We start from the raw sequence: 23,370 nt of genomic DNA on the forward strand, positions 1-23,370 counted from the left end.
CAGGGCAGTGCAGTATCCGATGAAAGGCAAAGGCCGGCTTGATGCCGGCCTTTTTGCTGTGGGTCAGTCGTCGAGCGGATCGCGTACGGCGCCGCATTGCCAGCACGCGGTGAACTGGGCCTCGAGCGCTTCGCCGCATTGCCGGCAGCGCCATGGCGAGGCGCCGGCCGACGGGCCGTGCGATGCCGCATCGAGGAGCCGGCGCGCGAGCGCGTCGTCGCGTTCGTCGTCGAGCCACAGCTCGGGCGTGCAGGCGTCGGCGGGCAGGCCGCCGAGCGCGCCGGTCGCGTAGCAGTTATGCAGCTCGCAACCGATGCCGGCCACCTGAAGCACGTTGGCCCAATGCTGCGCCGTCGCGAGATTGGGTGCCTTGAAACGCATGGCCGCTCCTGTCGGTGAAGGCCGGCCCCGCAACGCGCAGCCGGCCGCCGTGCGCGCGTCGCGCGATCAGCGGACGATCTGGCTTGCCTCGTGCACGAGCTGCGCGTACAGCGCGTGCCGCGACGGCGCGATGCGGCCGTCGGAGACGGCTTCGAGGATCGCGCAGCCGGGCTCGTGCAGATGATGACAATTATAGAAACGGCAGTCCGCGAGCAGCGGCCGGAACTCCGGAAACGCGCGCTCGAGACGGCCCTCCGTCAGGTGGTAGAGGCCGAATTCCTGGAAGCCCGGCGAATCGATCAGTGCGCCGCCACCCTCCAGCGGGTAGAGGCGCGTGAACGTCGTCGTGTGGCGGCCGCTGTTGAGCGCGGCCGAAATCTCGCGCGTCGCGGCTTCGGCATCGGGAACGAGCAGGTTCACGAGCGTCGACTTGCCCATCCCGGACTGGCCGAGCAGGATCGTCGAATGTCCGGCGAGGTGCGGCATCAGTTGCGCGCGCGCGTCGTCGGGCGAGCCCTTTACCGACAGTTCGAGCACGTCGTAGCCGAGCGCGCGGTACGGAGCGAGGCGCTCGCGCGCGACCGGCAGCGCGGCCTCGACGTCGATCTTGTTCAGCACGACGATCGGCTTCAGCTCGTTCGCCTCGGCGGCGATCAGCGCGCGGCCGAGCAGGTCCTCGCTGAAATAGGGCTCGGTCGCGAGCACGATCAGCAACTGGTCGAGGTTGGCGGCGAAGAGCTTCGACTTGAACTGGTCGGAACGGTACAGCAGGTTGCGCCGTTCGCCGATCTCGACGATCACGCCCTGGTCGGCCGACGCGATTTCGTACGCGACGCGGTCGCCGACTGCAATGTCGCTCTTCTTGCCGCGCGGGAAGCACTGCAGCATCGGGCCGCCGTCGTCGGGCGCGACGATGTAGTGGCGCCCGTGCGCCGCGATCACGCGGCCTTCGACACGCTGCGCGCCCGACGCGCGCGGGGCCGGCTTGCGGGAGGTCGGCCGGCTCATGCGTGCTGCATCAGGCGGTCGATCCGCTGCGAGGCGGGCGGATGCGAGTAGTAGAAGGCCGTGTAGACGGGGTCGGGCGTCAGCGTCGACGCGTTGTCCTCGTAGAGCTTCACGAGCGCGCTGACGAGATCCTGCGCGTCGGTCTGGCTGGCCGCGAACGCGTCGGCCTCGAATTCGTGCTTGCGCGACGTGAGGCTGCTGAACGGCGTCGCGAAGAACAGGAACACGGGAATCGCGAGGAAGAACAGCACGAGCGCGGCGCCCGCGTTGCTCGTGTCGAGCGACGGCACGACGCCGAGGCCCGTATAGAACCACGTGCGCTGCGCGAGCCAGCCGAGCAGCGCGAGCAGCACGAGACTCAGCACGAACGACACGAGCATCCGCTTCATCACGTGGCGGCGCTTGAAGTGGCCGAGTTCGTGCGCGAGCACGGCCTCGATTTCCTGGCCGGACAGGCGCGCGAGCAGCGTGTCGAAGAACACGATCCGCTTCGATGCGCCAAAGCCCGTGAAATACGCGTTGCCGTGCGCCGAGCGGCGGCTGCCGTCCATCACGAACAACCCCTTCGCCGCGAAGCCGCAGCGCTTCATCAGCGACTCGATGCGCGAGCGCAGCGCGTCGTCCTTCAGCGGCTCGAACTTGTTGAAGATCGGTGCGATGAAGGTCGGGTAGATCAGCAGCACCAGCATCTGGAACGCGACCCAGACGATCCAGGTCCACAGCCACCACAGGCTGCCGGCCTGGTTCATCAGCCACAGCACGACGAACAGCAGCGGCAGGCCGAGCACGGCGCCGAGCAGCGAGTTTTTCAGCATGTCGGTGAAGAACAGCCGTTTCGTCATCCGGTTGAAGCCGAAACGCTGCTCGATCCCGAACTGGCGGTAATACTCGAACGGGATGTCGATCACGCTCGTGATCACGAGCACCGCGGCGACGAGCGCGACCTGCTGCCCGTAGCCGCGGCCGAACCAGCCGGTCAGCAGCGTGTCGAGCGCGCCGACGCCGCCGAGCAGCGTGAGGCCGACCAGCACGGCGGCGCTGACGACGATCTCGAGCATCGTCAGCCGGGTGCGCTCGACCGTGTAATCGGCCGCGCGCTGGTGGGCGGTCAGCGGGATGGTGGCGCTGAACTGCGCAGGCACGCCGTTGCGGTGCGCGGCGACGAAGCGGATCTGCCGTGACGCGAGCCACAGCTTGGTGACGACCATCGCGAGCACGGCGAGCGCGAACAGCAGGGTGAACGAAAAGGGTGACATCGAAGGCGCCAAAGGGTTCTATGCGAGAATTATATGTTCTTGCGGACCGGGCTCGCTGACGCGATGCCGGCCGCCCGGGCGGCGCCGCGCGCCGTCCGCCATTTTCCAGGATGACTCATGACCGATACCGCCGCTTCCACCAGCCAGCCCGCGCTCGTGCGCAACGAGTTGAACCTCGTCTGGCTCGACATGGAGATGACGGGCCTCGACCCGGATAACGACCGCATCATCGAAATCGCGGTCGTCGTGACCAATTCCACGCTCGACATCGCCGTCGAAGGCCCGGTGTTCGCGATCCACCAGAGCGACGAAACGCTGGCGAAGATGGACGAATGGAACAAGTCGACGCACGGCCGCTCGGGCCTGATCGACCGCGTGCGCGCGTCGACCGTGACCGAGGCGGAAGCCGCCGCGCAGCTGCAGGCGTTCCTCGCGCAGTACGTGTCGCCCGGCAAGTCGCCGATGTGCGGCAACTCGATCTGCCAGGACCGCCGCTTCATGGCGCGCTGGATGCCGGAGTTCGAGAAATTCTTCCACTACCGCAATCTCGACGTCAGCACGCTCAAGGAGCTGTGCCGCCGCTGGCAGCCCGCGATCTACAAGGGCTTCCAGAAGCGCGCGATGCACACGGCGCTCGCGGACATCCACGAGTCGATCGACGAGCTGAAGTACTACCGCGAGCATTTCCTGATTCCGGCCGCGTCGGCGTCGGCATCGGCTTCGACAGGCGAGTCCGCGCCGGCCGCCTGAGCGGGCCGGCACGCGCTCAGCGAGGCGCGCGCTGCGCGCTTTTCGGCCGGAACGCCGCGACCACCGCGGCGTCGGTCTCGATGTACGGGCCGCCGATCAGGTCGATGCAGTAGGGCACCGCGGCGAAGATGCCGGGCACGGTCGACTTGCCGTCGGCGTCGCGCAGCCCTTCGAGCGTTTCCCGGATCGACTTCGGCTGGCCGGGCAGGTTGACGATCAGCGCCGCATGGTCGGCCATCTCGCGGATCACCGCGACCTGCCGCGACAGGATCGCGGTCGGCACGAAATTCAGGCTGATCTGCCGCATCTGTTCGCCGAATCCCGGCATTTCCTTCGTCGCCACGGCAAGCGTGGCCTCGGGCGTCACGTCACGGCGCGCGGGGCCGGTGCCGCCCGTCGTCAGCACGAGGTCGCACCCGGCGACGTCGACGAGCTCGGCGAGCGTGGCGGAGATCGTCGGCGCATCGTCCTGGATCAGGCGTGTTTCCGCGCGCCACGGCGAGACCAGCGCGCCGGCGAGCCATTCCTGCAGCGCCGGAATGCCCTTGTCCTCGTAGACGCCCGTGCTCGCGCGATCGCTGATCGACACGAGGCCGACGACGAGTTCGTCAGGATGATTACGCTTCGTCGTCGTCATGGTCGTCTCCGGCGTCGTCCGATGCTTCGTCGTCCGCATCGGTCGTGCCGCTCGCGGTCTTGATCCACTGGAACAATTCGCGGAAATAGCGCGGCGGCTTGCCTTGCTGCGCTTCCTTGCGTGCGTTGCGGATCAGCGTGCGGCCTTCCTGGATGTCGGCTTCCGGGTGCTGGCGCAGGAATTCGGTCAGCGCGTCGTCATTGGCGAGCAGCTGTTCGCGCGTGCGCTCGATCCAGTGCAGGCGGGCCGTCGCGGCCTTGTTCACGCCGCGCTGTGCGTCGAGGGCGGTGCGCAGCGCGGCCGTCTCGTCGTCGGTCAGCGAGCGCATTACGCGGCCGACGTACTGGAGCTGGCGGCGCTTGCCTTCGTGATCGGTGATCCGGCGCGCCTCGCGAACGGCGTCCGACAGGCTTTCGGGCATCGGCATGCGCTTCAGCGCGTCTTTCGGCAGATCGACAAGCGCCTGGCCGAGCACCTGCAGCTCGTGCATCTCGCGCTTCAATTGGGATTTGCTGGGGCGATCGTAGCCGTTGTCGTCGTCCTCGACGGCATGCTCGATCGGCTGGATTCGGGTTTTGCGTGTCATAGGCGGCATTGTATCGCGGCGCGGACACCCCAAGCTTGTCGGTGCGCGGCCCCGGACCTTGCTATGATCGCGGGATACGCAACATTTTGAACATGCGGGCGCCCGCCCGCCACCGGATACCAAGACGATGGCAGCCAATCTCGACGTACAAGCGCGCTATTTCCCGCACACGCAGGACCAGCTCAAAGAAATCGCCTCGGACATCCTTCGCCATGCGAAGGCACTCGGCGCGACGGACGCCGCGACCGAAATCTCCGAGGGCGACGGCCTGTCGGTGTCGGTGCGGCGCGGCGAAGTCGAAACGATCGAGCACAACCGCGACAAGATGGTCGGCGTGACGGTGTTCCTCGGCAAGAAACGCGGTAACGCGAGCACGTCCGATTTCTCGCCGGCCGCGATCAAGGATACCGTCGCCGCCGCCTACAACATCGCGCGTTTCACGGCCGAGGACGAAGCGGCCGGCCTCGCCGAGGCCGAGCTGCTCGAAACCGACCCGCGCGACCTCGATCTCTACCACCCGTGGGCGCTGACGGCCGACGAAGCCGTCGAGCTCGCCCGCCGCGCGGAAGACGCCGCCTTCGCGGTCAGCCCGCAGATCCGCAATTCGGAAGGCGCGAGCGTGTCGGCCCAGCATTCACAGTTCGTGCTTGCGACGTCGCGCGGCTTCCTGTCCGGCTACCCGTACTCGCGCCACTACATCGCCTGCGCGCCGATCGCGGGCAGCGGCCGTCACATGCAGCGCGACGACTGGTATTCGTCGAAGCGCAGCGCGATCGATCTCGCGGCACCGGAAGCGGTGGGCCGTTACGCGGCCGAGCGCGCGCTCGCGCGGATGGGCGCGCGTCGTCTCGACACCCGCAAGGTGCCCGTGCTGTTCGAGGCGCCGCTCGCGGCCGGCCTGCTCGGCGCGTTCGTGCAGGCCGTGAGCGGTGGTGCGCTGTACCGCAAGACGTCGTTCCTCGTCGACAGCCTCGGCAAGCCGGTGTTCGCGCCGCACATCCAGGTCGTCGAGGATCCGCACGTGCCGCGCGCGATGGGCAGCGCGCCGTTCGATGAGGAAGGCGTGCGCACGCGCGCGCGCAGCGTCGTCAAGGACGGCGTCGTCGAAGGCTACTTCCTGTCGACCTATTCGGCACGCAAGCTCGGCACGCAAACCACCGGCAACGCGGGCGGCTCGCACAACCTCGCGCTGCGCAGCTCGAACACGCAGCCGGGCGACGATTTCGACGCGATGCTGAAGAAGCTCGGCACGGGCCTGCTGCTGACCGAGCTGATGGGGCAGGGCGTGAACTACGTGACGGGCGACTATTCGCGCGGCGCGGCGGGCTTCTGGGTTGAGAACGGCGTGATCCAGTATCCGGTCGAGGAAATCACCGTCGCGAGCACGCTGCAGGAAATGTTCCGGCATATCGCCGCGATCGGCGCCGATTCGATCGTGCGCGGCACGAAGGAAACCGGCTCGGTGCTGATCGAGCAGATGACGATCGCCGGGCAGTAAGCGGCGCGCGGCGCCTGCCGCCATGAAACGAAAAAGCCCGACCGGCGTGAGCCGGTCGGGCTTTTTTCATTGTGCGCGACGCGTCAGCCGTGCTTGCGCGCGTAGACGACGAACGCATAGCCGAACGTGTTCGGCGCGGCCGCCTCGTGCGCTTCGCGCGAGACTTCCTGCCAGTGCGCGGCGTCGGGCGCCGGGAACGATGCATCGCCGTCGAAGTCGGCATCGATCTCGGTGACGACCAGCTTGTCGGCGAGCATGAGGCCTTCCGCGTAGAGTTGCGCGCCGCCGATCAGGAATGCCTCGGGCACGCCGTCGCGCGCGGCGAGCGCCAGTGCATCGGCGAGCGACGTGACCGTGTCGCAACCATCGAAGCGACGCGCCGCGTCGCGCGTGACGACGATATTGCGACGGCCCGGCAGTGGCCGGCCGATCGACTCGTGGGTCTTGCGGCCCATCACGATCGGCGCACCCATCGTCGTGCGCTTGAAGAAGGCGAGATCTTCGGGAAGTTTCCAGGGCAACTGGTTGTCGCGGCCGATGATGCCGTTGCGGGCACGCGCGACGATCAGGGTCAACGTCGTCATGAAGGTCGGGGAAGAGGAAAACCGGAATGGCGCCGATTCTACCGGAACGGCGACGTGTGCCGGATTCCGTGCACACGTGCATGCGTCAGCGCTCTTGCGTTGCGAGCCGCGACACGTGATGCAATGCGTCGTGGCGATCGACTGAATAAAAAAAGTGCCCGCCGGGGGACGGAGCACAAAACTGTTTCGTGTTGCGGGATCGGCGACGCCGGTTCGGATCGATGCTTCCGGCCTGTTCAAATCAATACGGAATCCTTATCGAATGGATCGGCGCATGCATCACTGACGCGTACTGCCTTGCGCGTTGTGTTCCATCGCGTGCTGCACGTCGCCTGATTGCGGAACCGGGAGCGGCATCGGCAACTGGGGCGGCGGCGGGATCTCGTCCCACAGCGTCACCGAGGTCTTGCCGGTCGACTGCGATTGCGGTGCCGACACGGTCACGATGCCGAACCCGTTGCCGTACTGCATGCTCGGCGCATTTTCGGCCAGCAGCATCGCGCGATCCGGCGTCACGCTTTCGTCTGCATACGCCGACGCGAGCGGGCCCGCGGCCACGAGCGCAATTGCCACCGATACGAAAGAAAGTAAAAGATGTTTGCGCATGGTTGCGGTCTCCGGTGTATTCCGTATCCAGCGAAATACATGCCATCGTGCCGGGACCGTTGTCGCAACTGCGATTCGTGCGCAAGCGTTGAGAATTGTGGCTGAAAACGCCTGAAAATGTTTCAGGCGTGAAACGAGGGGGCTCGGGAATACTGCGGATTCAATCGATACGCTTCAAGGATGAAAATCTGCTCATGTGTTGATGAAAGAACGCCTCGCTGCACAAGTGCTATGTGCAGATGATTGACATGCATCGACCTCCTGAGCGATTCGGCCGTATCGCCCATGGCGCTGAAATCGGTTTGTCGTATTCGGTGCCTATAACTAAGCTGTCGTGACCAAAATAACTGGACGCGAGATAAGCGCCATCATGCGAGGCTTTGCGTTGCCGCGCATCGGCATGGCGAATCGATCTGCCCTCGGCTGACCCGATTCGATCCTTTTCGCACGTGACCTTCCTGGCGTGCGCGGCAATCGTTAGACGGTTGATGAACGGGGTGAGGATATGGGAGCCGATCAGCGGCACGTGATCTACTATTCGCGCGAACCGAACGACGCGTTGCGCGGCCATTTCGACGAATGCGGCTGGCGTGTCGATCTCGCAGAGACCGTGCGCGACGTACGACGCGTCGTGCAGCACGGTGTTGCAACGGCCGGCCTGCTCGATTTTTCGCCGGGCTTCAAGCCCTCGGACCTGCGCGAACTCGAATCCTGTCTGACCATTCAGCACATCGGCTGGATCGCGGCGACGCGGCGCGGCCAGTTGCAGGATGCGACGCTGCGCCATCTCATTCGCGACTATTGCTTCGACTACGTGACGATGCCGTACGAGACGTCGCGGATCGTCGAGACCGTCGGTCATGCGCACGGCATGGTCGCGCTGACCGATTCCGTTGCGCCGCCCGTCGGCGCAGGACGCAGCGAAGGCGAGATGGTCGGTACCTGCGATGCGATGCTCGGGCTCTTCAGGACGATTCGCCGCGTCGCGGCGACCGACGCGCCGGTGTTCATCTCGGGCGAATCGGGTACTGGCAAGGAACTGACGGCGGTCGCGATTCACGAACGTTCATCGCGTGCACAGGCGCCGTTCATCGCAATCAATTGCGGGGCGATCCCGTCGACGCTGCTGCAGGCCGAGCTGTTCGGCTATGAGCGCGGCGCGTTCACCGGCGCGAACCAGCGCAAGATCGGCCGCGTCGAGGCCGCCAACAGCGGCACGCTGTTTCTCGACGAGATCGGCGACCTGCCGCTCGAAAGCCAGGCAAGCCTGCTGCGGTTCCTGCAGGAAGGCAAGATCGAGCGGCTCGGTGCGCACGTGTCGGTGCCCGTCGATGTGCGTGTGATCTGCGCGACGCACGTGGACATGGAAGCGGCGTTGCGCGAAGGGCGGTTCCGCGAGGACCTGTACCACCGCCTGTGCGTGCTGAAGATCGAGGAGCCGCCGCTGCGTGCGCGCGGCAAGGACATCGAGGTGCTCGCGCGTCACATGCTCGAGCGCTTCAAGGGCGATGCGCATCGCCGCCTGCGCGGTTTTTCCCCTGACGCGGTGGCCGCGCTGTACGGCTATTCGTGGCCGGGCAACGTGCGCGAGCTGATCAACCGTGTGCGCCGCGCGATCGTGATGTCGGAGGGCCGTATGATCACCGCGGCCGATCTCGAGCTGAACGATTACGCGACGCTCGCGCCCGTGTCGCTGCTGGAGGCGCGCGAGGCGGCCGAGCGGCAGGTGATCGAGCAGGCGCTGCTGCGCCATCGCGGCCGTTTCGCGGATGCCGCACGCGAACTCGGCGTGTCGCGCGTCACGCTCTACCGGCTGATGTGCGCGCATGGAATGCGCGATCGTGGCGATACGCTGGCAGGGTTTTCGGCGCCGTTGCCGGAGCTTCCGCATCACGCTTGCTAAAATTGGCGGGTACGGCCGCCCTCGCGGCCGAAGGAACCCGCATGAAACAGTACCTCGACCTCGTTCGTACCATTCTCGATACTGGCACCTGGCAGGAGAACCGCACGGGGATCCGCACCATCAGCATGCCGGGCGCGATGCTGCGCTTCGACCTGCAGCAGGGCTTCCCGGCCGTGACGACCAAGAAGCTCGCGTTCAAGTCCGCGATCGGCGAACTGGTCGGTTTCCTGCGCGCATCGCGCAGCGCGGCCGAGTTTCGGGCGCTCGGCTGCAAGGTATGGGATGCGAACGCGAACGCGAACGCGCAGTGGCTTGCGAACCCGTATCGCCAGGGCGTCGACGATCTCGGTGACGTGTACGGCGTGCAATGGCGCCAGTGGCCGGGCTACAAGGTGCTCGACGCGGGCGCCGACGCGCAGATCGCCGATGCGACGCGCCGCGGCTTCCGGATCGTCACGCGTTTCGACGAAGACGGTGCGCCGAAGGTGTTGCTGTACAAGGCGATCGACCAGTTGCGCCAGTGCCTGGACACGATCATGGAGAACCCGGCCGACCGTCGGATCCTGTTTCACGCATGGAATCCGGCCGTGCTCGATCAGATCGCGCTGCCTGCGTGCCATCTGCTGTACCAGTTCCTGCCGAATGCGACGAAGCGCGAGATCTCGCTGTGCCTGTACATCCGCAGCAACGACGTCGGACTCGGCACGCCGTTCAACCTGACGGAAGGGGCGGCATTGCTGTCGCTCGTTGGCCGGCTGACGGGCTACACGCCGCGCTGGTTCACGTATTTCATCGGCGACGCGCACATCTACGAGAACCAGCTCGACATGCTGCAGCAGCAGCTCACGCGCGAGCCGTACGAAAGCCCGCGGCTCGAGATCGCCGAGCGCGTGCCCGAATACGCGAAGACGGGCGTCTATGCGCCCGAGTGGCTGGAGCAGATCGAGCCGTCCGATTTTTCGCTCGTCGGCTACCGTCACCATGAGCCGCTGACCGCGCCGATGGCGGTCTGATCGCCCGGCTCGGGCGCGCGATTTCATCGATTCGCGCCCGCAGAAACAAGGCCCGACCGGCTGATGCCGGTCGGGCCTTTTTGTTTCATGTTTGCGGCACTTACTGGCGGTGCCGCTCTTCGTGACCGCCTTGCGGCGGCGGGTTGTTCTGGCGCGGTGCCTCGACGTGCGGCGCCGGTTGCGGCCGCGGTTCCACGTGCGGCGCGGGCATCGCCGGCCGCGGCTCCATGCGCGGCGCCTGCGGCTGCGGGCGCGGCATTTCATGCACGGCGGGGGCCGGCGGACGGTACTCGTTCACACGCGGCGGCGCGACATCGCGGTGCGGCGCGGGCTGCGCGAAGTCGGCGCGCGGTCGCGGTGCCGGGGCGGCCCGTTCCGGTTGCGGCTGCGCATGCTGGGCCGGCGTCGGGATGTCGGGGCGCGGACGCGGCTGCGGAATCTGCGCCGTATTGTCGAACCGTGGTTGCGGCAGCGCGCGCGGCGCTTCGTTCCGGCCGCCGGGCTGCGCGCCCTGCGGGGCCGGCACACCTTCCTGACGCGGGACCGCCGCGCTGCGCACCGGCGGCAGCGCATTCTGGCCTGCCGCATGCAGCGCGGTCGGCGGGGCGGGGCGCTGGCGGTCCATCGGCGCGTGCGGCTGCATCCACGCGGGCGACGGGGCCTCGGCCGCGCGCGCGTTGCCGATGCCCGGCAGCGCGTTGCCGGCCGTCGGCGGATGCGGGACACCGTTGCCGGGCCCGAATGCCTGATGCGGCACCGGCGTGCCGGGAGCCTGCGGCATACCGCCGTTCGCGAAGCGCGGGGCATTGGGGTTTTCGCCGTTCGCCGGCCGCTCGGCATTCGGCGCACCCGGTACCGGCGTGCCCGGCCGTGCGGCCTGCACCGCGGGCGGCTGGCCTTCGCGTGGCGCACGTGCCGGCTGCACGACAGGGCCGTGCGGATTCACGAGCTGCACGTTGTGCATCGCCCATGCGCCGCCGTTCGGGTTGCCCGGAACGTGGACCGGGCGAGCCGCATAGTCGGCCGGCACGTTCGTCTTCACGACGGGAGCGCCGGCACCCGGCACGCGCCCGCCTTGCTGTGCGAGGTGAGCGGCGGCCTGGTCGCGATACGCGGCCGGCACGGCGGGATTGCGCGTCGCGACGTACGGATGCTGTGCGATCGCAGCCGGCGGACGGTAGCTGGCATTGCGCAGCCCGCCGGTAAAGCTCTGGCGCACCGGTGCAATGCCGGGCGTGCCCGACATCACGTGCGCATTGCGCCATTGCTGCGGATCGACGTGCTGCGAGAAGTGCGCGACGGGCTGGCCGTGCACGAACGCGGAGGCCGGCACGGCCGTGATGGCGTGCGGCGCGCGGAAGTTCACGTACGTCTTGTTGATGTTGGTGATATTGGTGATGTTCGTCACGTTCACGGTCTTGTTCACGTTGACGTTGACGTTGTTCACCACGATGTTGCGGTTCACGCGGTCGTAGTAGTGCGGGCTCCAGCCGCCCCAGCCCGGGTGCCACGGTTCGCCGGGGCCGAGCGCGAACCATGCGCAGCCGGCCGCGGCGACGCCGCCGACCGTGAGCGCGACGCTCCAGTCGGGACCGCCGCCACCGCCCACGAACGCAACGAGCGCCGGCGCATAGACAGGCGGCTGGCTGACGACCATCGGGCCCGGCACCCATGCCCAGCTGTCGTCCACGTATGCCCAGCGGCCATAGTGATACGGTGCGAAGCCCCACGGGGCGTCGTCGACCCACGTCCAGCCCCACGGTGCCTGCCAGATCCAGTGGCCGTCGTGATACGGCGCCCAGTCGGCCGGCGTATCGTTTGGCACCCATACCGAGCCGTAATTCGGGGTTTCGCGCCACGTGCCGTTCGCGTCGAGATCCTGGTAGCCGGGGATGTCGCGGGACACGTAGCGGGCCGACACCGAGCGCTCCTCCGCCGCGTCGCGGCTGGCGGCCCACTGGTCGAGCGCATCGGGGCCGGGGGCGGCCGATTGTTGCGCGACTTGCAGGTCGGTGCCCGTGAACACGACCTGCTGCCCGGGCGACAGCGGGTACTGGCCGTTGCTGCCGTAGACGGTCGCGCTGCCGCTGCGCACCGTGACCGTCGTGCTCGCGCCGTTCGGCGCGACGTCGACGCGATAGTCGCCGGGGCCCGTGATGCCGAGCGCGAGGTTCGGCGTGTCGATTTCGTACGACCCGCCGGCCGGCAATTCGCGCACGTGCGTCGATACGGTGCCGAGGCCCACTTTCAGCTGCGTCGTCGTGTCGTCGAGGTTCAGCACCGACAGGCTCGTCGAATCGCCGAGCCGCACCGCGGTCGAGCCGATGTGCAGTTCCGAGCGTGCGCCGGCATCGTTCCAGAGCTGGTCGCCGGTCGTCAGCGGCCGGTTCACGGCGGCATACGACCAGGTATCGGTGCCGGCCGGTTCGGTCGTCACGGCGCCCGACAGATAATTGAGCCGCGCGACGCGGCTGGGCGGGTCGCCGCCCGGTTGCCGGGCCGCGGCTGCATACGGCGGAGCATCGGACGATTGCGCGAATGCGGGGGGCAGTGCCGCAAGCGCGACGAACGCGAGCAGCGTGTAGCGGGCGGTTCGCTTGAGCGTGAACAGGGTGGCCATGATGAGCGTCTTCGTCGTTATCGCGGCGCGTCGATTCGTGCCGTTGAGTTCACAATATCCGCTCGGCCTGTTTCAATGCTCGGTGTTTTGTAAGCCGGATGGCACGCGATGTAACAAAACCTGTCCATCGCGCGCCGTTGTCGTGCAGCCGCAATGCCGGCGTCAAGCTGACGTAAGCCACCCGTCGAAAACCTGCTGTCCGGGCACGGTTACGCGAAGCACGCGCGGCCGTGCGGAGCGCTCGATCCAGCCGTGCGCGCAGAAGCTCTCGAGCAGCGCCGCGCCGAGCGCGCCGCCGAGATGCGAGCGCCGCTCGCTCCAGTCGAGACAGCCGCACGCGAAGCGGCGCCGGCGCGTGCGCTGCTGCGCGACGTCGATACCCCATTGCGCGAGCGCCTGGGTGCCGAGTTCGGTGGTCTCGATTTCATTGCCGTCGGCGAGCAGCCAGCCGCGCGCGGTGAGCCCGTCGAAGATGCGCACCGCGAGCTCGCCGGCCATGTGGTCGTAGCAGGTGCGTGCATAGCGCAGTTCGGCCGGCACCGTGCGCGACGGCGGCGGAACCGGGCGGTGCGGCGCGGCCGCGCGGGCGACGTTCGCGAGCGCTTCGAGCGACGCCGCGATGTCGGCCGATGCGATGCGGTAGTAGCGGTGCCGGCCGCGCACGTCGAGCGCGAGCAGGCCGCCTTCGGTCAGCCGCGCGAGGTGGGCGCTTGCGGCGGACGGCGACAGCCCCGCGATCATCGTCAGTTCGCCGGCCGGTCGTGCGCTGCCGTCCATCAGCACCCACAGCATCGCGGCGCGCCCGGGGTCGGCGATCAGTGCGCCGATGCGGCTCAGGCCCGGAAAGTGGTGGTCGTCATGATCGGTCATCGTCGTGTCTCGTCAGGCGGGATGAGTTGCAGTGTAGTGGGTGCGGGCATTCGATGTTTCGGATCTGGATGAAATGTCGGATGCAGTGGCGCCGGCGCGGGCACCGTTCATGCGGCGGACCGGAACTGCGACCCGTTGCGGGGCGCGCGTAGAATGGCCTGACGCGGCGGCAGCGGGCCGCCGCACGTGACACGATGCAACGATGAAGACGATTTTCTGTTTGTTGGCGGCCGCGCTCGTTTGTGCGGCCTGTGCGCAGGGCGGCGCGGGTGCGTCCGGCGAGCGGGGCGGCAGCATCGAGATGTACGGGACGATCGACCAGGGCATCACGGTGCGCCGCTGACGGGTGCCAGCCGGGTGCGTTGCGGGTGCGGTTGCCGCAGCCGCGCCACACGGGGCGTACCGCGACGCGTTGCCGCAGCGCAACGTATAATGGCCCGATTACAGCGCCCCTGCCGCCTGGAGCCAACAAGATGTCCCAACCGTCCCCCGTACCGGCCGCCCTCGACCGCACCGAAACCGTATTCCGCTTCCTCGCCGAGCCGTCGTCCGTAAACTTCGGCGGCAAGGTGCATGGCGGCGCGCTGATGAAGTGGATCGACGAGGTCGCGTATGCGTGCGCGGCCGTCTGGTCGAGCCGCTATTGCGTGACGGTCAGCGTCGGCAACATCCGCTTCCAGCGTCCGATCCTGGTCGGCAATCTTGTCGAGCTGAAGGCGCGCGTCGTCGCGACGGGCCGCACCAGCATGCACATCCATGTGTCCGTGCATGCCGGCGATCCGAAGGGCGGCGTGCTGCGCCAGACGACCGATTGCCTCGTCGTGTTCGTCGCGGTGGACGAGAACGGCAACCCGGTGCCGGTGCCGCCGTTCGTGCCCGAGACGCCCGAGCAGAAGGTGCTCGCGAAGTACGCGGCCGACGTGCGGGCCGCGCTCGACAAGATCGTCGAGATGAAACCGGAAGAGGTCGCGAAGGGCGCGGTCTGACCGCAATGGGCGCCGCGCAGCTCGCGCCGCGCCCATTGCCCTGCCGTTACTGCGATCCGATCATCTGCTCGGGACGTACCCACGCATCGAATTCCGCCTCGGTCAGGTAGCCGAGCGCGAGCGCGGCTGCCTTCAGCGTCGTGCCTTCCTTGTGCGCCTTCTTCGCGATCTGCGCGGACTTGTCGTAGCCGATGTGCGGGTTGAGCGCCGTCACGAGCATCAGCGATTCGTTCAGCAGCAGGTCGATGCGCGTGCGGTTCGGCTCGATGCCCACCGCGCAGTGGTCGTTGAAGCTCCGCGCGCCGTCGGCGAGCAGTCGCACCGACTGCAGCACGTTGTGCGCGATCATCGGCCGGAACACGTTCAATTCGAAATTGCCGCTCGCGCCGCCGACGTTGACCGCGACGTCGTTGCCGAACACCTGGCAGCACAGCATCGTCACGGCTTCCGACTGCGTCGGGTTCACCTTGCCCGGCATGATCGAGCTGCCCGGCTCATTCTCCGGAATCGACAACTCGCCGAGACCGCAGCGCGGCCCGCTCGCGAGCCAGCGGACGTCGTTCGCGATTTTCATCAGGCCGGCCGCGACCGTCTTCAATGCGCCGTGCGCGAACACCAGCGCGTCGGCGGCCGCCATGACCTCGAACTTGCTCGGCGCCGTCACGAACGGCAGCTTCGCCAGCCGGCCGATTTCGTCGGCGACGCGCACCGCGAACTCCGGATGCGCATTCAGCCCCGTGCCGACCGCGGTGCCGCCGAGTGCAAGTTCGTACAGGTGCGGCAGTGCCGATTCGACGTGGCGGATGCTCTGGTCGAGCTGCGCGACGTAGCCGGAAAACTCCTGGCCGAGCGTGAGCGGCGTGGCGTCCTGCAGGTGCGTGCGGCCGATCTTCACGATGTCGGCGAACGCCTTCGACTTCGCGTCGAGCGTCGTGCGCAGCGTGCGCAGTGCCGGCAGCAGGTGGTTGACGATCGCGTACGCGGCCGCGACGTGCATCGCGGTCGGGAACACGTCGTTCGACGACTGGCCGCGGTTCACGTCGTCGTTCGGATGAACCTTGCGCGCTTCGCCGCGCTCGCCGCCCATCAGTTCGCTCGCGCGATTCGCGATCACCTCGTTGAGGTTCATGTTGGTCTGCGTGCCGGAGCCCGTCTGCCACACGGCGAGCGGGAATTCGCGCGGATGCTTGCCGGCGATGATCTCGTCGGCCGCGTCGATGATCGCGCGCGCCTTGTCGTCGGCGAGCACGCCGAGCGACTGGTTCACGGCCGCCGCCGCACGCTTGACGATCGCCAGCGCGTGGATCAGCTCGGGCGACTGCTTCTCGGTCGAGATCCGGAAATTCTGCAGCGAGCGCTCGGTTTGCGCGCCCCAAAGTCGGTCGGCCGGCACGGCGATTTCGCCGAACGTGTCGCGTTCCATCCGAACTGCTTCGTTCATGATGCACTCCTCCTGGAAAGGGGAAAGGCCGCGCGTCGTCGCGCGGCATCAGACGTATCGTGAGGCAGTCGCGCCGCTCGCGCGGCGTCTCGAGGTGTTCAGCCGACAAGCATAGCGCCGGCCGCGATTTCGCGTCGTGTCGCGCTCAGCGCGGCGACGTCGCAAGTGACGCGCTCTTCAGATGAAAGCGCCACGCCATCAGCACGGCCACGCTGGCAAGGCCGGCCGCGAGCCCCCACCAGAGGCCCCGGGCACCGAGGCCCACGTGGAACGCGAACCAGTAGCCGGTCGGAAAACCGATGCCCCAGTAGCCGAGGGTCGCCGCGAGCATCGGGATGCGCGTGTCCTTCAGGCCGCGCAACGCGCCCGACGCGACGGTCTGCGCGCCGTCGACGATCTGGAACACCGCGGCGATGCCGAGCAGCGACGCGGCGAGCGACACGGTGGCCGCGTTCGACGGATCGTCGAGGTTCAGGTACAGGCCGACGATCGCATGCGGCGCGACGATCAGCACGATGCCCGACAGCGTCATGAACGCGACACCGAGGCCGAGTGCGACGAAGCCCGCATGCCGCGCGGCGACGGGCGCCCCGGCGCCGACCCAGTAGCCGACCCGCACGTTGGCGGCCTGGCCGATCGCGAGCGGTACCATGAACGCCACCGACGCGACGTTCAGCGCGATCTGGTGCGCGGCCAGCGACGTCGCACCGAGCACGCCGATGGTCAGGCCGGTTGCGAGGAACAGCGTCGACTCGACCCCGTACGTGATCGCCACCGGCCAGCCGATGCCGATCAGTTCGCCCATCATGGGCAGTTTCGGGCGCGCGGCGGTGACGAAATGACGGAAGCGTTGCCGGCCGTGCAGCAGCCAGATCAGTGCGAGCGCGGTGAGCCAGATCGTGATCGTCGTCGCGACCGCGGAACCGAGGAAGCCGAGGCGCGGCAGCCCGAACGCGCCGTGGATCAGCCCGTAGTTCAGCACGGCATTGACGCCGACGCCGCCGATCGACACCCACAGCAGCCGCTTGGCGGCGCCGATCGCCGGCAGGAACGCGCGCATCAGCCCGACGCCGATCAGGCTGCCGAGTGCCGCGTAGCGCAGGATGCCCGTGTATTCGCCGACGTGATGCGCGAGCAGCGGCGGCTCGTGGAACATCAGCAGGATCGGTTCGGACAGCGACAGCGCGACGATCGCGGGAATCGCGAGCAGCACGGACAGCGCGAAGCCCGTCCAGTAGATGTGCGGCACGCGGTGCTCGGCCTGCGCGCCGCGCGCGTGCGCGACGCTCACGCTGACCGACGACAGCACGCCCTGCAGGATGGTGACGATGACGAAGAAGAAGTTCGCGCCGAGCCCGCCCGCCGCGAGCGAATCGGGGCCGAGCGAACCGAGCAGCACCGTGTCGGTGACGCTCATCGCCATCTGCGAGAGTTGCGCGATCGCGAGGGGGGCGGCGAGGCGCGCGGTATCGGCGGCGTGACTGGATAGCGACGGCGGCGCGGCGGCCGTCCGCGTAAAAGCGGAATGCGACATGGAATGGGCGCTCGCGCGGGAGCGGGCCCGCGCTGTATGTATTTATTTTGAGAGACGGTTAGCTTACGGCTTTATTCGTACCGTGTCGAACGCGCGCGCCGATGGCCATGTCTCGGACAGGGGGAACCCCAGGGCCGGTTCCCGCTGGTCCGTTATTCGGGCGAGCGGGCCCTACGCTTCGCGCACCGCGATGCGCGTGTCGCCCAGCAACACGACCTGGCCCGCGCGGATCTTGCAGGTCTTGCGCAGCTCGACCGCGCCGTCGACTTTCACCGCGCCGGACGCGACGATCAACTTCGCGGTGCCGCCGCTGTCCGCGAGGCCGGTGATCTTGAGAAGGTTGTGCAGCTCGACGTAGTCGCCGGTCAGCGTGAAATCCAGATTGGGCATGACGAGGAAGGTGCGCGTTGCGCGGGAGGAATCGCCCCGCATCATACGGCACCGCGGGCCGGCGCGCGAGCGTGGGCGGCCGCGGCATGCAGTTGTTAAGGACTGTGAGCGATTCGTCAGCAAATGAAACGGTGGGTAACAGTCTGAGAGATTCGAGAACCGGCCGTGCGCGCCGCGGGTCTTTTGTCGTACCTGCTGCGTGTTGCGGCGGGGGACGCGACAGGCCGCATCGCTGCGGTCGACGCTCACAATTTCTTGAGGAGAATTGCCATGTCCAAGATTCGTACGATGCTGATCGGTGCCGCGCTGACGGCGTTCGCCACTTCGGCCGCGTTTGCCCAGACGGGCACGGCGGCGCAGGGTGCAGCCGGTGCCGGCATGCAGGCGCAGACGCCGGCGGCGGGTGTCGGAGCAGGCGTGCAGGGCAGTGCAGGCGCGAACGCGTCGGGCAATGCGGTGGGCGGCGCAACCGATGCAGTCGGCGCGGCAGCCGATGGCGCGAAGGATACGGCGTCGTCGGCCGTCCACTCGGCCAAGAAGCACACGAAGCATGCCGCGAAGTCGGCCAAGAGCCATGTCGGCTCGGCCAAGGCGAAGGCCGGCGAAGCGACCGAAGGCGGCGCATCGGTCGGCGCGGAGGGCGGTGCATCGACCCAGGGCGCTACGCAGTAAGCGGTGCCCGGCGCTGTCGCGACGCTCGCCCCGGGCGGCGCGACGCGACGGCGGTTATCCGGCGGCCCGGTTCGTTTCGCTCGAACCGGGCCGTTTTCATGGGTTCATGCGTGCCGTTACGGCCGGCGCTGTCCCTGGCTTTGCCCCTGTCCCTGCGCCGGCCGAGCGGCAGCCGGCGTGAATACGCTGCGCAGCCACACGGCGAGCCGCGCGAACACGTCGTACGGCTCCTCGACGAAGATCTCCGGCTTCAGCAGCCGCAGGTATTCCATGATCTGCTGCGCTTCCTGCTTCTGGAACGAGCCATGCGCGAGCCCGAGCCGCAACAGCCCGCGCAACTCGCCGAGCTTGTCGCGCGCGGTGCTGCCGACGCTCATCTCGCACGCGAGCTTCGCCTCGTAGATGCGTTGCCGCAGCGATTCCGCGAGCCGCCACGCGGGCGTCTGCATCAGTTCCTCGAGCGTCTGGATGTCCTGCGCCGCGCCCTTGATCTGCGCGGCGAGCGGGTCGATCAGCGACGGGTCGCCCTGCGCTTCGGCGACGATCGCCTTCGCCCAGTCGCGGCAAGCCTTCGCGAGTTCGTCGGGGGTCCATTCGGAGCGCGACGCGAAGCCGAAGCCGAATTCGCCGGCCTGCCGCATCAGGATCGCGACGACGTCCGGAAATTCCTTGTCGAGCGTGCGCTTTGCCCACGCGTACTGGCCGCCCTGCAGCATCCGCTGCACGGCGTGCTCGGTCAGCGGCACCATGTTGTCGAGCAGTTTGGCGCGCAGGAAATCCTCGAACGACGGCGTCGCGAACTGCGGGTCGAGTTTCAGCGACACGCGAACGAACGCGTCGTAGTCCTTGCGCAGGGACTCGAGCGTGTCGTCCTTGAGGGAAAGGGTGATCTGGCCCATGAATCTTCTCGATGGCGGCCCGCGCAAGCCGACGGCCGGCACGGCGCACCGGGGCGGGCGCAGCGTCGACTGACCGGTGCGCGCCGAGGCCGGTGGCGGGTCTTCATTCCCTTTATCGGCGCGCCGGACGAAAACTTGAGCGCGCGTGGCCGAGCGTTCGCTCAGGCGGGCAGCCAGTGCGGCAGCACGATCCCTTGCCAGAAAAAGAACACCGCGAGCCCCGCTGCGATCGTGACGAGCGGGCGGCGGGTCGCCGCCGACACCAGCACGGCGGCGAGCGCGCCGACGAGCTGCGGATTGCGCCAGGTCAGCTCGGCCGTGCCGCCGTGCGGCGAGACGGTCATCGGCACGATGATCGCGGTCAGCACGGTGACGGGCACGAAGCCGAGTGCGGTCCGCACGAGCGGCGGGAAGGCCAGCCGCTCGCCGAACAGGAACAGCGTCGAGCGGATCGCGTACGTGATGACGGCCATCCCGAGAATCAGCAGCGCGTAGTTCACGATGCGGCCTCCGTGCGCGAGCCGGCGCGTGCGCGTTCGTGGAGCAGCGTGAGCGCGACGCCGATCGCGACGCCGGCGGCGACCGCGCCGAGCAGCCCGAGCTTGTATGGCCAGCCCTGCCAGAAGTACGCGAGCGTGCCGGCCGTCGCGGCCGCCGCGAAATAACGCAGCGTGCCGAGCTGCGGGACGACGATCGCGATGAAGGTTGCGGCCATCGCGAAGTCGAGGCCGAGCGACTGCAGGCCCGGGAAGGCCGCGCCGAAGCCGATGCCCGCGAGCGTCCAGACCTGCCAGTTCAGGTACATCGCGAGCCCGGACCCGAAGAAATAGTGGGGGCCGATCGTGCCGGGCGCGAAGTGCCGGTAGTGTGCATAGGCGACCGCGAACACCTCGTCGGTCATCAGCGCCCCGAGCGTCGCGCGCCAGCGCAGCGGCAGGTGCGCGACATAGGGCGCGAGCGTCGCGCTGTACAGCAGGTGGCGCAGGTTCACGATCAGCGTCGTCGCGAGTACGACGACGAAGCTCGCGCTGCCCGCGATCAGGCCGAGCGCGATGAACTGCGCGGAGCCCGCGAACACCGCGAGCGACATCAGCGCGCCGTGCCATGCGGCGAGCGGGCCGCCGCCGACGAGCGTGCCGAAAATCACGCCGAACGGCGCCGCGCCGATCATCATCGGGATCGTGTCGCGCGCACCGTCGAGCCATTCGTTCAGCGGGCGGCGAGGGGGTGACGCGGGTGACGGGTTCGAAGAGCGCTTTTCCATGAACTGCAGGATAGCGGGCCGGCGGTGTGCCGGCTTGTATGTTCTTGCTCTCGTGGGGGCGTGGTAGCGCGGCCGCCGGATGCGGGGTGCGCGATGCCGCGTGTCAGCTTGCCTGCCAGCGCCCCGGCGGCACGCCGAACATCCGTTTGAAATGCCGGGTGAAGTGGCTCTGGTCGACGAAACCGCTGGCCGCCGCGACATCGGCGACGGGCACGCCCGCGCGCAGCGGCGCCAGCGCGCGCTGCAAGCGCAACTGGTTGCGCCATGCATGCGGTGGCATGCCGGTCGTGCGGGTGAACAGGCGCGCCGCGTGGAACGGCGACAGGCCGGCCGCTTGCGCGACTTCGTCGAGTGTCACGGTGCACGTGAGATCGGCGGCGAGCCGCTCGCGCATCGCTTCGACGCGCGGTTCGTCCGCGGCGAGCGGCGCCGGTCGCGGCAGCGCGTCGGCATGGCGCACGATCAGCGTCGACAGCGCGTCGAGCATCGCCATTTCGGCGGCGAGCGGATCGTAGATGCGGGGTGCGTTGGATGCCGGATCGTCGGTCGCCTGCCCGTGCGCATGCGAGGACAGGGCGCGCTCGCTGCCGGCTTCCATCATCCGGTGCGCAAGCGTGAGCCGGGCCGCGAGATCGGCGTCGCGAATCACGTCGGGGGCGAACCACGGCGCATCCTGCGGGCGGCCCGCGATCGCACTCGTGAGTGCGCGGATGAATTCGACCGGCATGTAGCTCACGCGGTAGCACCAGCCTTCGTCGGCCGCGCGCGAACCCGTATGCACTTCGCCGGGATTGATCACGGGCACGGTGCCGGTTTCGGCGACATAACCGCTGCCGCGATAGGTGAAGCGTTCCGCGCCTTCGAGAATCACGGGAATCGTGTACGCGTCGTGCCAGTGGGGCGCGAACGTGTGGTCGCGATAGGTGGCCGTGACGAGATCCGCATCCGGCAGCAGCGGCGTGCGCCAGTAGCGTGCGGAGTCGGGAAGGCGGGTGGCGGACATGATCGGGCGCGGGAGCGGTCGAACCGACAGTGTATCGCTCGCGCGCCCGTCCGGTGCGGGCCTTACTTGACCGGAATCGTCGTGCCGGCCGGCATCGGCACCGCGGTGACGGCGTTCTTCGGGCTGCCGCTGACGATGCGGTCGCTGTAGGTCAGGTAGACGATCGTGTTGCGTTTCTTGTCGACCACGCGCACGACGTGCAGCGTCTTGAAGATGAACGACATGCGCTCGCTGAACACGTCGGTCTGCTGCTTGAGCGGCTCCTTGAAGCTGATCGGGCCGACCTGCCGGCACGCGATCGACGCTTCGCTCGGATCCTCGGCGACGCCGAGCGTACCCTTGATCCCGCCCGTGCGTGCGCGCGACACGTAGCAGGTCACGCCCTGGACGACCGGATCGTCATACGCTTCGACGACCACGCGGTCGGAGCCCGTTACGCGGAAATGGGTGTTGACGCTGCCGACTTCCTCCGCGTGCGCGAGCGGTGCCGCGGCGAATGCGGAAAGCAGGAGGGCGAGGGGGGCGCAGGAAAGGAGGCGATGCTTCATCGATGGAACCGGATACGGATGCGGGACGAAGACTCTAGCATGCGCGCGGCCGGGCCACGAAAGGCGCAAGGGCGGCCGGAAAAACAAAAGGCCCGTCGAATGACGGGCCTTTCGCTGTCTGGCTCCCCGACCTGGGCTCGAACCAGGGACCTACGGATTAACAGTCCGGCGCTCTACCGACTGAGCTATCGGGGAATAAATCGGTACATCTGCGTTTGCGTCACCAGCAAAAAGCCCGTTCAATTTCAACGGGCATTTGCGTTTTTGGCTCCCCGACCTGGGCTCGAACCAGGGACCTACGGATTAACAGTCCGGCGCTCTACCGACTGAGCTATCGGGGAACAAACAGCAGAGAAACGAGATTGTATGGAGTGTTCGCTAACCTGTCAATACTTTTGGGCCGCAGCGAACAAAAAATTTCTGCGGCCGCCGCGCGATCAGCGCTCGAGCAGGTGCAGCTTGTCCTGCACGTCCTTCCACTCGTCCGCATCGGCCGGTGCCGGCTTGGTCTTCGTGATCGACGGCCAGCCCTTTGCCAGCTCGGCGTTCAGCTCGGTGAACTGCTGCTGGTCGCCCGGAACGTCCTCTTCGGCATAGATCGCATTGGTCGGGCATTCGGCGACGCACACGGCGCAGTCGATGCACTCGTCCGGATCGATGGCGAGAAAGTTGGGACCTTCACGGAAGCAATCCACCGGGCACACATCCACGCAGTCCGTGTATTTGCACTTGATGCAGCCTTCGGTCACAACGTGAGTCATTAAAACGCTCCTGCTTGGCGGTATATATGGGGTGGCGTTTGCGCCAAAAGCGGCATTGTAACTGAAGCGCAAAACCCGCATGGCGTGGTCGGCTATCCGGCTTATATCGTTTCGTGATTAGTTTATGGGGACCCGCCCAGGGGGGGGCCGCCTAGGGGCC

At 67.7% G+C, this 23,370-nt stretch carries 25 protein-coding genes and 2 tRNA genes; 7 read left to right on the plus strand and 20 right to left on the minus strand.

The annotated features are described in order from the left end of the window. Positions 1-63 precede the first annotated feature (63 nt). The 3 genes from ACN22W_RS05440 to ACN22W_RS05450 form a co-directional block, all read right to left on the minus strand. Entirely contained in the window at positions 64-381 is a 318-nt protein-coding gene (locus tag ACN22W_RS05440) for a hypothetical protein (RefSeq protein WP_048249603.1), read from the minus strand. A 66-nt stretch (positions 382-447) separates the two neighbouring features. Continuing rightward, on the minus strand, positions 448-1,389 hold the full coding sequence (rsgA, locus tag ACN22W_RS05445) for a ribosome small subunit-dependent GTPase A (RefSeq protein ID WP_048249602.1): 942 nt from the start codon (positions 1,387-1,389) through the stop codon (positions 448-450). Further along, entirely contained in the window at positions 1,386-2,645 is a 1,260-nt protein-coding gene (locus ACN22W_RS05450) for a M48 family metallopeptidase (protein ID WP_419686627.1), read from the minus strand. The genes rsgA and ACN22W_RS05450 overlap by 4 nt, the downstream gene beginning before the upstream one ends. A gap of 117 nt (positions 2,646-2,762) precedes the next feature. On the opposite strand from ACN22W_RS05450, the gene orn reads away from it, so the two are divergent. After that, complete coding sequence (gene orn, locus ACN22W_RS05455; protein WP_412022245.1) at positions 2,763-3,395, plus strand: oligoribonuclease; 633 nt, start codon at positions 2,763-2,765, stop codon at positions 3,393-3,395. Between the two features lie 16 nt (positions 3,396-3,411). Here orn and mog read toward each other — a convergent pair whose 3' ends face one another. Together mog and yjgA are read right to left on the minus strand one after the other, a co-directional pair. Beyond that, positions 3,412-4,032, minus strand: a complete 621-nt coding sequence (gene mog, locus ACN22W_RS05460) for a molybdopterin adenylyltransferase (RefSeq protein ID WP_419686630.1) — start codon at positions 4,030-4,032, stop codon at positions 3,412-3,414. Further along, complete coding sequence (gene yjgA / locus ACN22W_RS05465) at positions 4,013-4,618, minus strand: ribosome biogenesis factor YjgA (RefSeq protein WP_419686632.1); 606 nt, start codon at positions 4,616-4,618, stop codon at positions 4,013-4,015. The genes mog and yjgA overlap by 20 nt, the downstream gene beginning before the upstream one ends. 127 nt (positions 4,619-4,745) lie before the next feature. Here yjgA and pmbA point away from each other — a divergent pair, with 127 nt between their 5' ends. Next, complete coding sequence (gene pmbA, locus ACN22W_RS05470; protein ID WP_412022243.1) at positions 4,746-6,116, plus strand: metalloprotease PmbA; 1,371 nt, start codon at positions 4,746-4,748, stop codon at positions 6,114-6,116. 83 nt (positions 6,117-6,199) lie between these two features. On the opposite strand, the gene ACN22W_RS05475 is transcribed toward pmbA, so the two are convergent. Next, positions 6,200-6,700: a dihydrofolate reductase gene (locus ACN22W_RS05475; protein WP_048249596.1), complete on the minus strand. Its 501-nt coding sequence runs from the start codon at positions 6,698-6,700 to the stop codon at positions 6,200-6,202. 279 nt (positions 6,701-6,979) lie between these two features. Beyond that, positions 6,980-7,306, minus strand: a complete 327-nt coding sequence (locus ACN22W_RS05480) for a hypothetical protein (protein ID WP_419686633.1) — start codon at positions 7,304-7,306, stop codon at positions 6,980-6,982. Positions 7,307-7,811: 505 nt separating this feature from the next. Here ACN22W_RS05480 and ACN22W_RS05485 point away from each other — a divergent pair. Then, complete coding sequence (locus ACN22W_RS05485) at positions 7,812-9,209, plus strand: sigma-54 dependent transcriptional regulator (protein WP_129514034.1); 1,398 nt, start codon at positions 7,812-7,814, stop codon at positions 9,207-9,209. 41 nt (positions 9,210-9,250) lie between these two features. Continuing rightward, positions 9,251-10,222, plus strand: coding sequence for a thymidylate synthase (locus ACN22W_RS05490; protein WP_048249593.1), 972 nt, complete (start codon positions 9,251-9,253; stop codon positions 10,220-10,222). 100 nt (positions 10,223-10,322) lie between these two features. Here the strand turns inward: ACN22W_RS05490 and ACN22W_RS05495 are convergent, their stop codons facing one another. Further along, complete coding sequence (locus ACN22W_RS05495) at positions 10,323-12,842, minus strand: DUF6600 domain-containing protein (RefSeq protein WP_419686635.1); 2,520 nt, start codon at positions 12,840-12,842, stop codon at positions 10,323-10,325. Between the two features lie 162 nt (positions 12,843-13,004). Further along, a complete protein-coding gene (locus tag ACN22W_RS05500; RefSeq protein ID WP_129514036.1) occupies positions 13,005-13,712 on the minus strand; it encodes an ArsR/SmtB family transcription factor in 708 nt (235 codons plus the stop codon). A 202-nt stretch (positions 13,713-13,914) separates the two neighbouring features. Here ACN22W_RS05500 and ACN22W_RS05505 point away from each other — a divergent pair, with 202 nt between their 5' ends. Further along, entirely contained in the window at positions 13,915-14,055 is a 141-nt protein-coding gene (locus ACN22W_RS05505) for a hypothetical protein (RefSeq protein WP_164991999.1), read from the plus strand. Between the two features lie 130 nt (positions 14,056-14,185). Continuing rightward, a complete protein-coding gene (locus tag ACN22W_RS05510; protein WP_129514037.1) occupies positions 14,186-14,698 on the plus strand; it encodes an acyl-CoA thioesterase in 513 nt (170 codons plus the stop codon). A gap of 46 nt (positions 14,699-14,744) precedes the next feature. Here the strand turns inward: ACN22W_RS05510 and fumC are convergent, their stop codons facing one another. The 3 genes from fumC to ACN22W_RS05525 all read right to left on the minus strand — a co-directional run bounded on the left by fumC (position 14,745) and on the right by ACN22W_RS05525 (position 18,063). Beyond that, a complete protein-coding gene (fumC, locus tag ACN22W_RS05515) occupies positions 14,745-16,139 on the minus strand; it encodes a class II fumarate hydratase (RefSeq protein WP_129514038.1) in 1,395 nt (464 codons plus the stop codon). Positions 16,140-16,284: 145 nt separating this feature from the next. Further along, positions 16,285-17,673 (minus strand): multidrug efflux MATE transporter NorM, encoded by a 1,389-nt coding sequence (gene norM / locus ACN22W_RS05520; RefSeq protein WP_129514039.1) that lies wholly within the window; start codon positions 17,671-17,673, stop codon positions 16,285-16,287. A gap of 171 nt (positions 17,674-17,844) precedes the next feature. Next, entirely contained in the window at positions 17,845-18,063 is a 219-nt protein-coding gene (locus tag ACN22W_RS05525; protein WP_048249584.1) for an RNA-binding S4 domain-containing protein, read from the minus strand. Between the two features lie 270 nt (positions 18,064-18,333). Here ACN22W_RS05525 and ACN22W_RS05530 point away from each other — a divergent pair, with 270 nt between their 5' ends. Then, the gene (locus ACN22W_RS05530; RefSeq protein WP_193097896.1) at positions 18,334-18,735 is read left to right on the plus strand and encodes a hypothetical protein; all 402 of its coding nucleotides are present in this window, start codon (positions 18,334-18,336) and stop codon (positions 18,733-18,735) included. Positions 18,736-18,851: 116 nt separating this feature from the next. Here the strand turns inward: ACN22W_RS05530 and ACN22W_RS05535 are convergent, their stop codons facing one another. From ACN22W_RS05535 to fdxA, 8 genes are all read right to left on the minus strand, one after another. Beyond that, positions 18,852-19,634 (minus strand): DUF4088 family protein, encoded by a 783-nt coding sequence (locus ACN22W_RS05535; protein ID WP_048249582.1) that lies wholly within the window; start codon positions 19,632-19,634, stop codon positions 18,852-18,854. A gap of 161 nt (positions 19,635-19,795) precedes the next feature. Continuing rightward, positions 19,796-20,134 (minus strand): AzlD domain-containing protein, encoded by a 339-nt coding sequence (locus ACN22W_RS05540; RefSeq protein ID WP_048249580.1) that lies wholly within the window; start codon positions 20,132-20,134, stop codon positions 19,796-19,798. Next, positions 20,131-20,898 carry an AzlC family ABC transporter permease gene (locus ACN22W_RS05545; RefSeq protein ID WP_419686640.1) on the minus strand — a complete coding sequence of 256 codons (768 nt, stop codon included), beginning with the start codon at positions 20,896-20,898 and terminating at the stop codon, positions 20,131-20,133. The genes ACN22W_RS05540 and ACN22W_RS05545 overlap by 4 nt, the downstream gene beginning before the upstream one ends. 103 nt (positions 20,899-21,001) lie before the next feature. Then, positions 21,002-21,901: an AraC family transcriptional regulator gene (locus ACN22W_RS05550; RefSeq protein ID WP_419686641.1), complete on the minus strand. Its 900-nt coding sequence runs from the start codon at positions 21,899-21,901 to the stop codon at positions 21,002-21,004. A 62-nt stretch (positions 21,902-21,963) separates the two neighbouring features. Continuing rightward, positions 21,964-22,449, minus strand: coding sequence for a CreA family protein (locus tag ACN22W_RS05555; protein ID WP_048249576.1), 486 nt, complete (start codon positions 22,447-22,449; stop codon positions 21,964-21,966). Positions 22,450-22,568: 119 nt separating this feature from the next. Continuing rightward, positions 22,569-22,644 (minus strand) — tRNA-Asn (locus ACN22W_RS05560). 70 nt (positions 22,645-22,714) lie between these two features. After that, positions 22,715-22,790, minus strand: a tRNA-Asn gene (locus ACN22W_RS05565). Positions 22,791-22,886: 96 nt separating this feature from the next. Continuing rightward, a complete protein-coding gene (gene fdxA, locus ACN22W_RS05570; RefSeq protein WP_034183076.1) occupies positions 22,887-23,210 on the minus strand; it encodes a ferredoxin FdxA in 324 nt (107 codons plus the stop codon). Between the last annotated feature and the right edge of the window lie 160 nt (positions 23,211-23,370).

The sequence above is a fragment of the Burkholderia theae genome, assembly GCF_048565265.1.
GTDB classification, from domain to species: Bacteria; Pseudomonadota; Gammaproteobacteria; order Burkholderiales; family Burkholderiaceae; genus Burkholderia; species Burkholderia theae.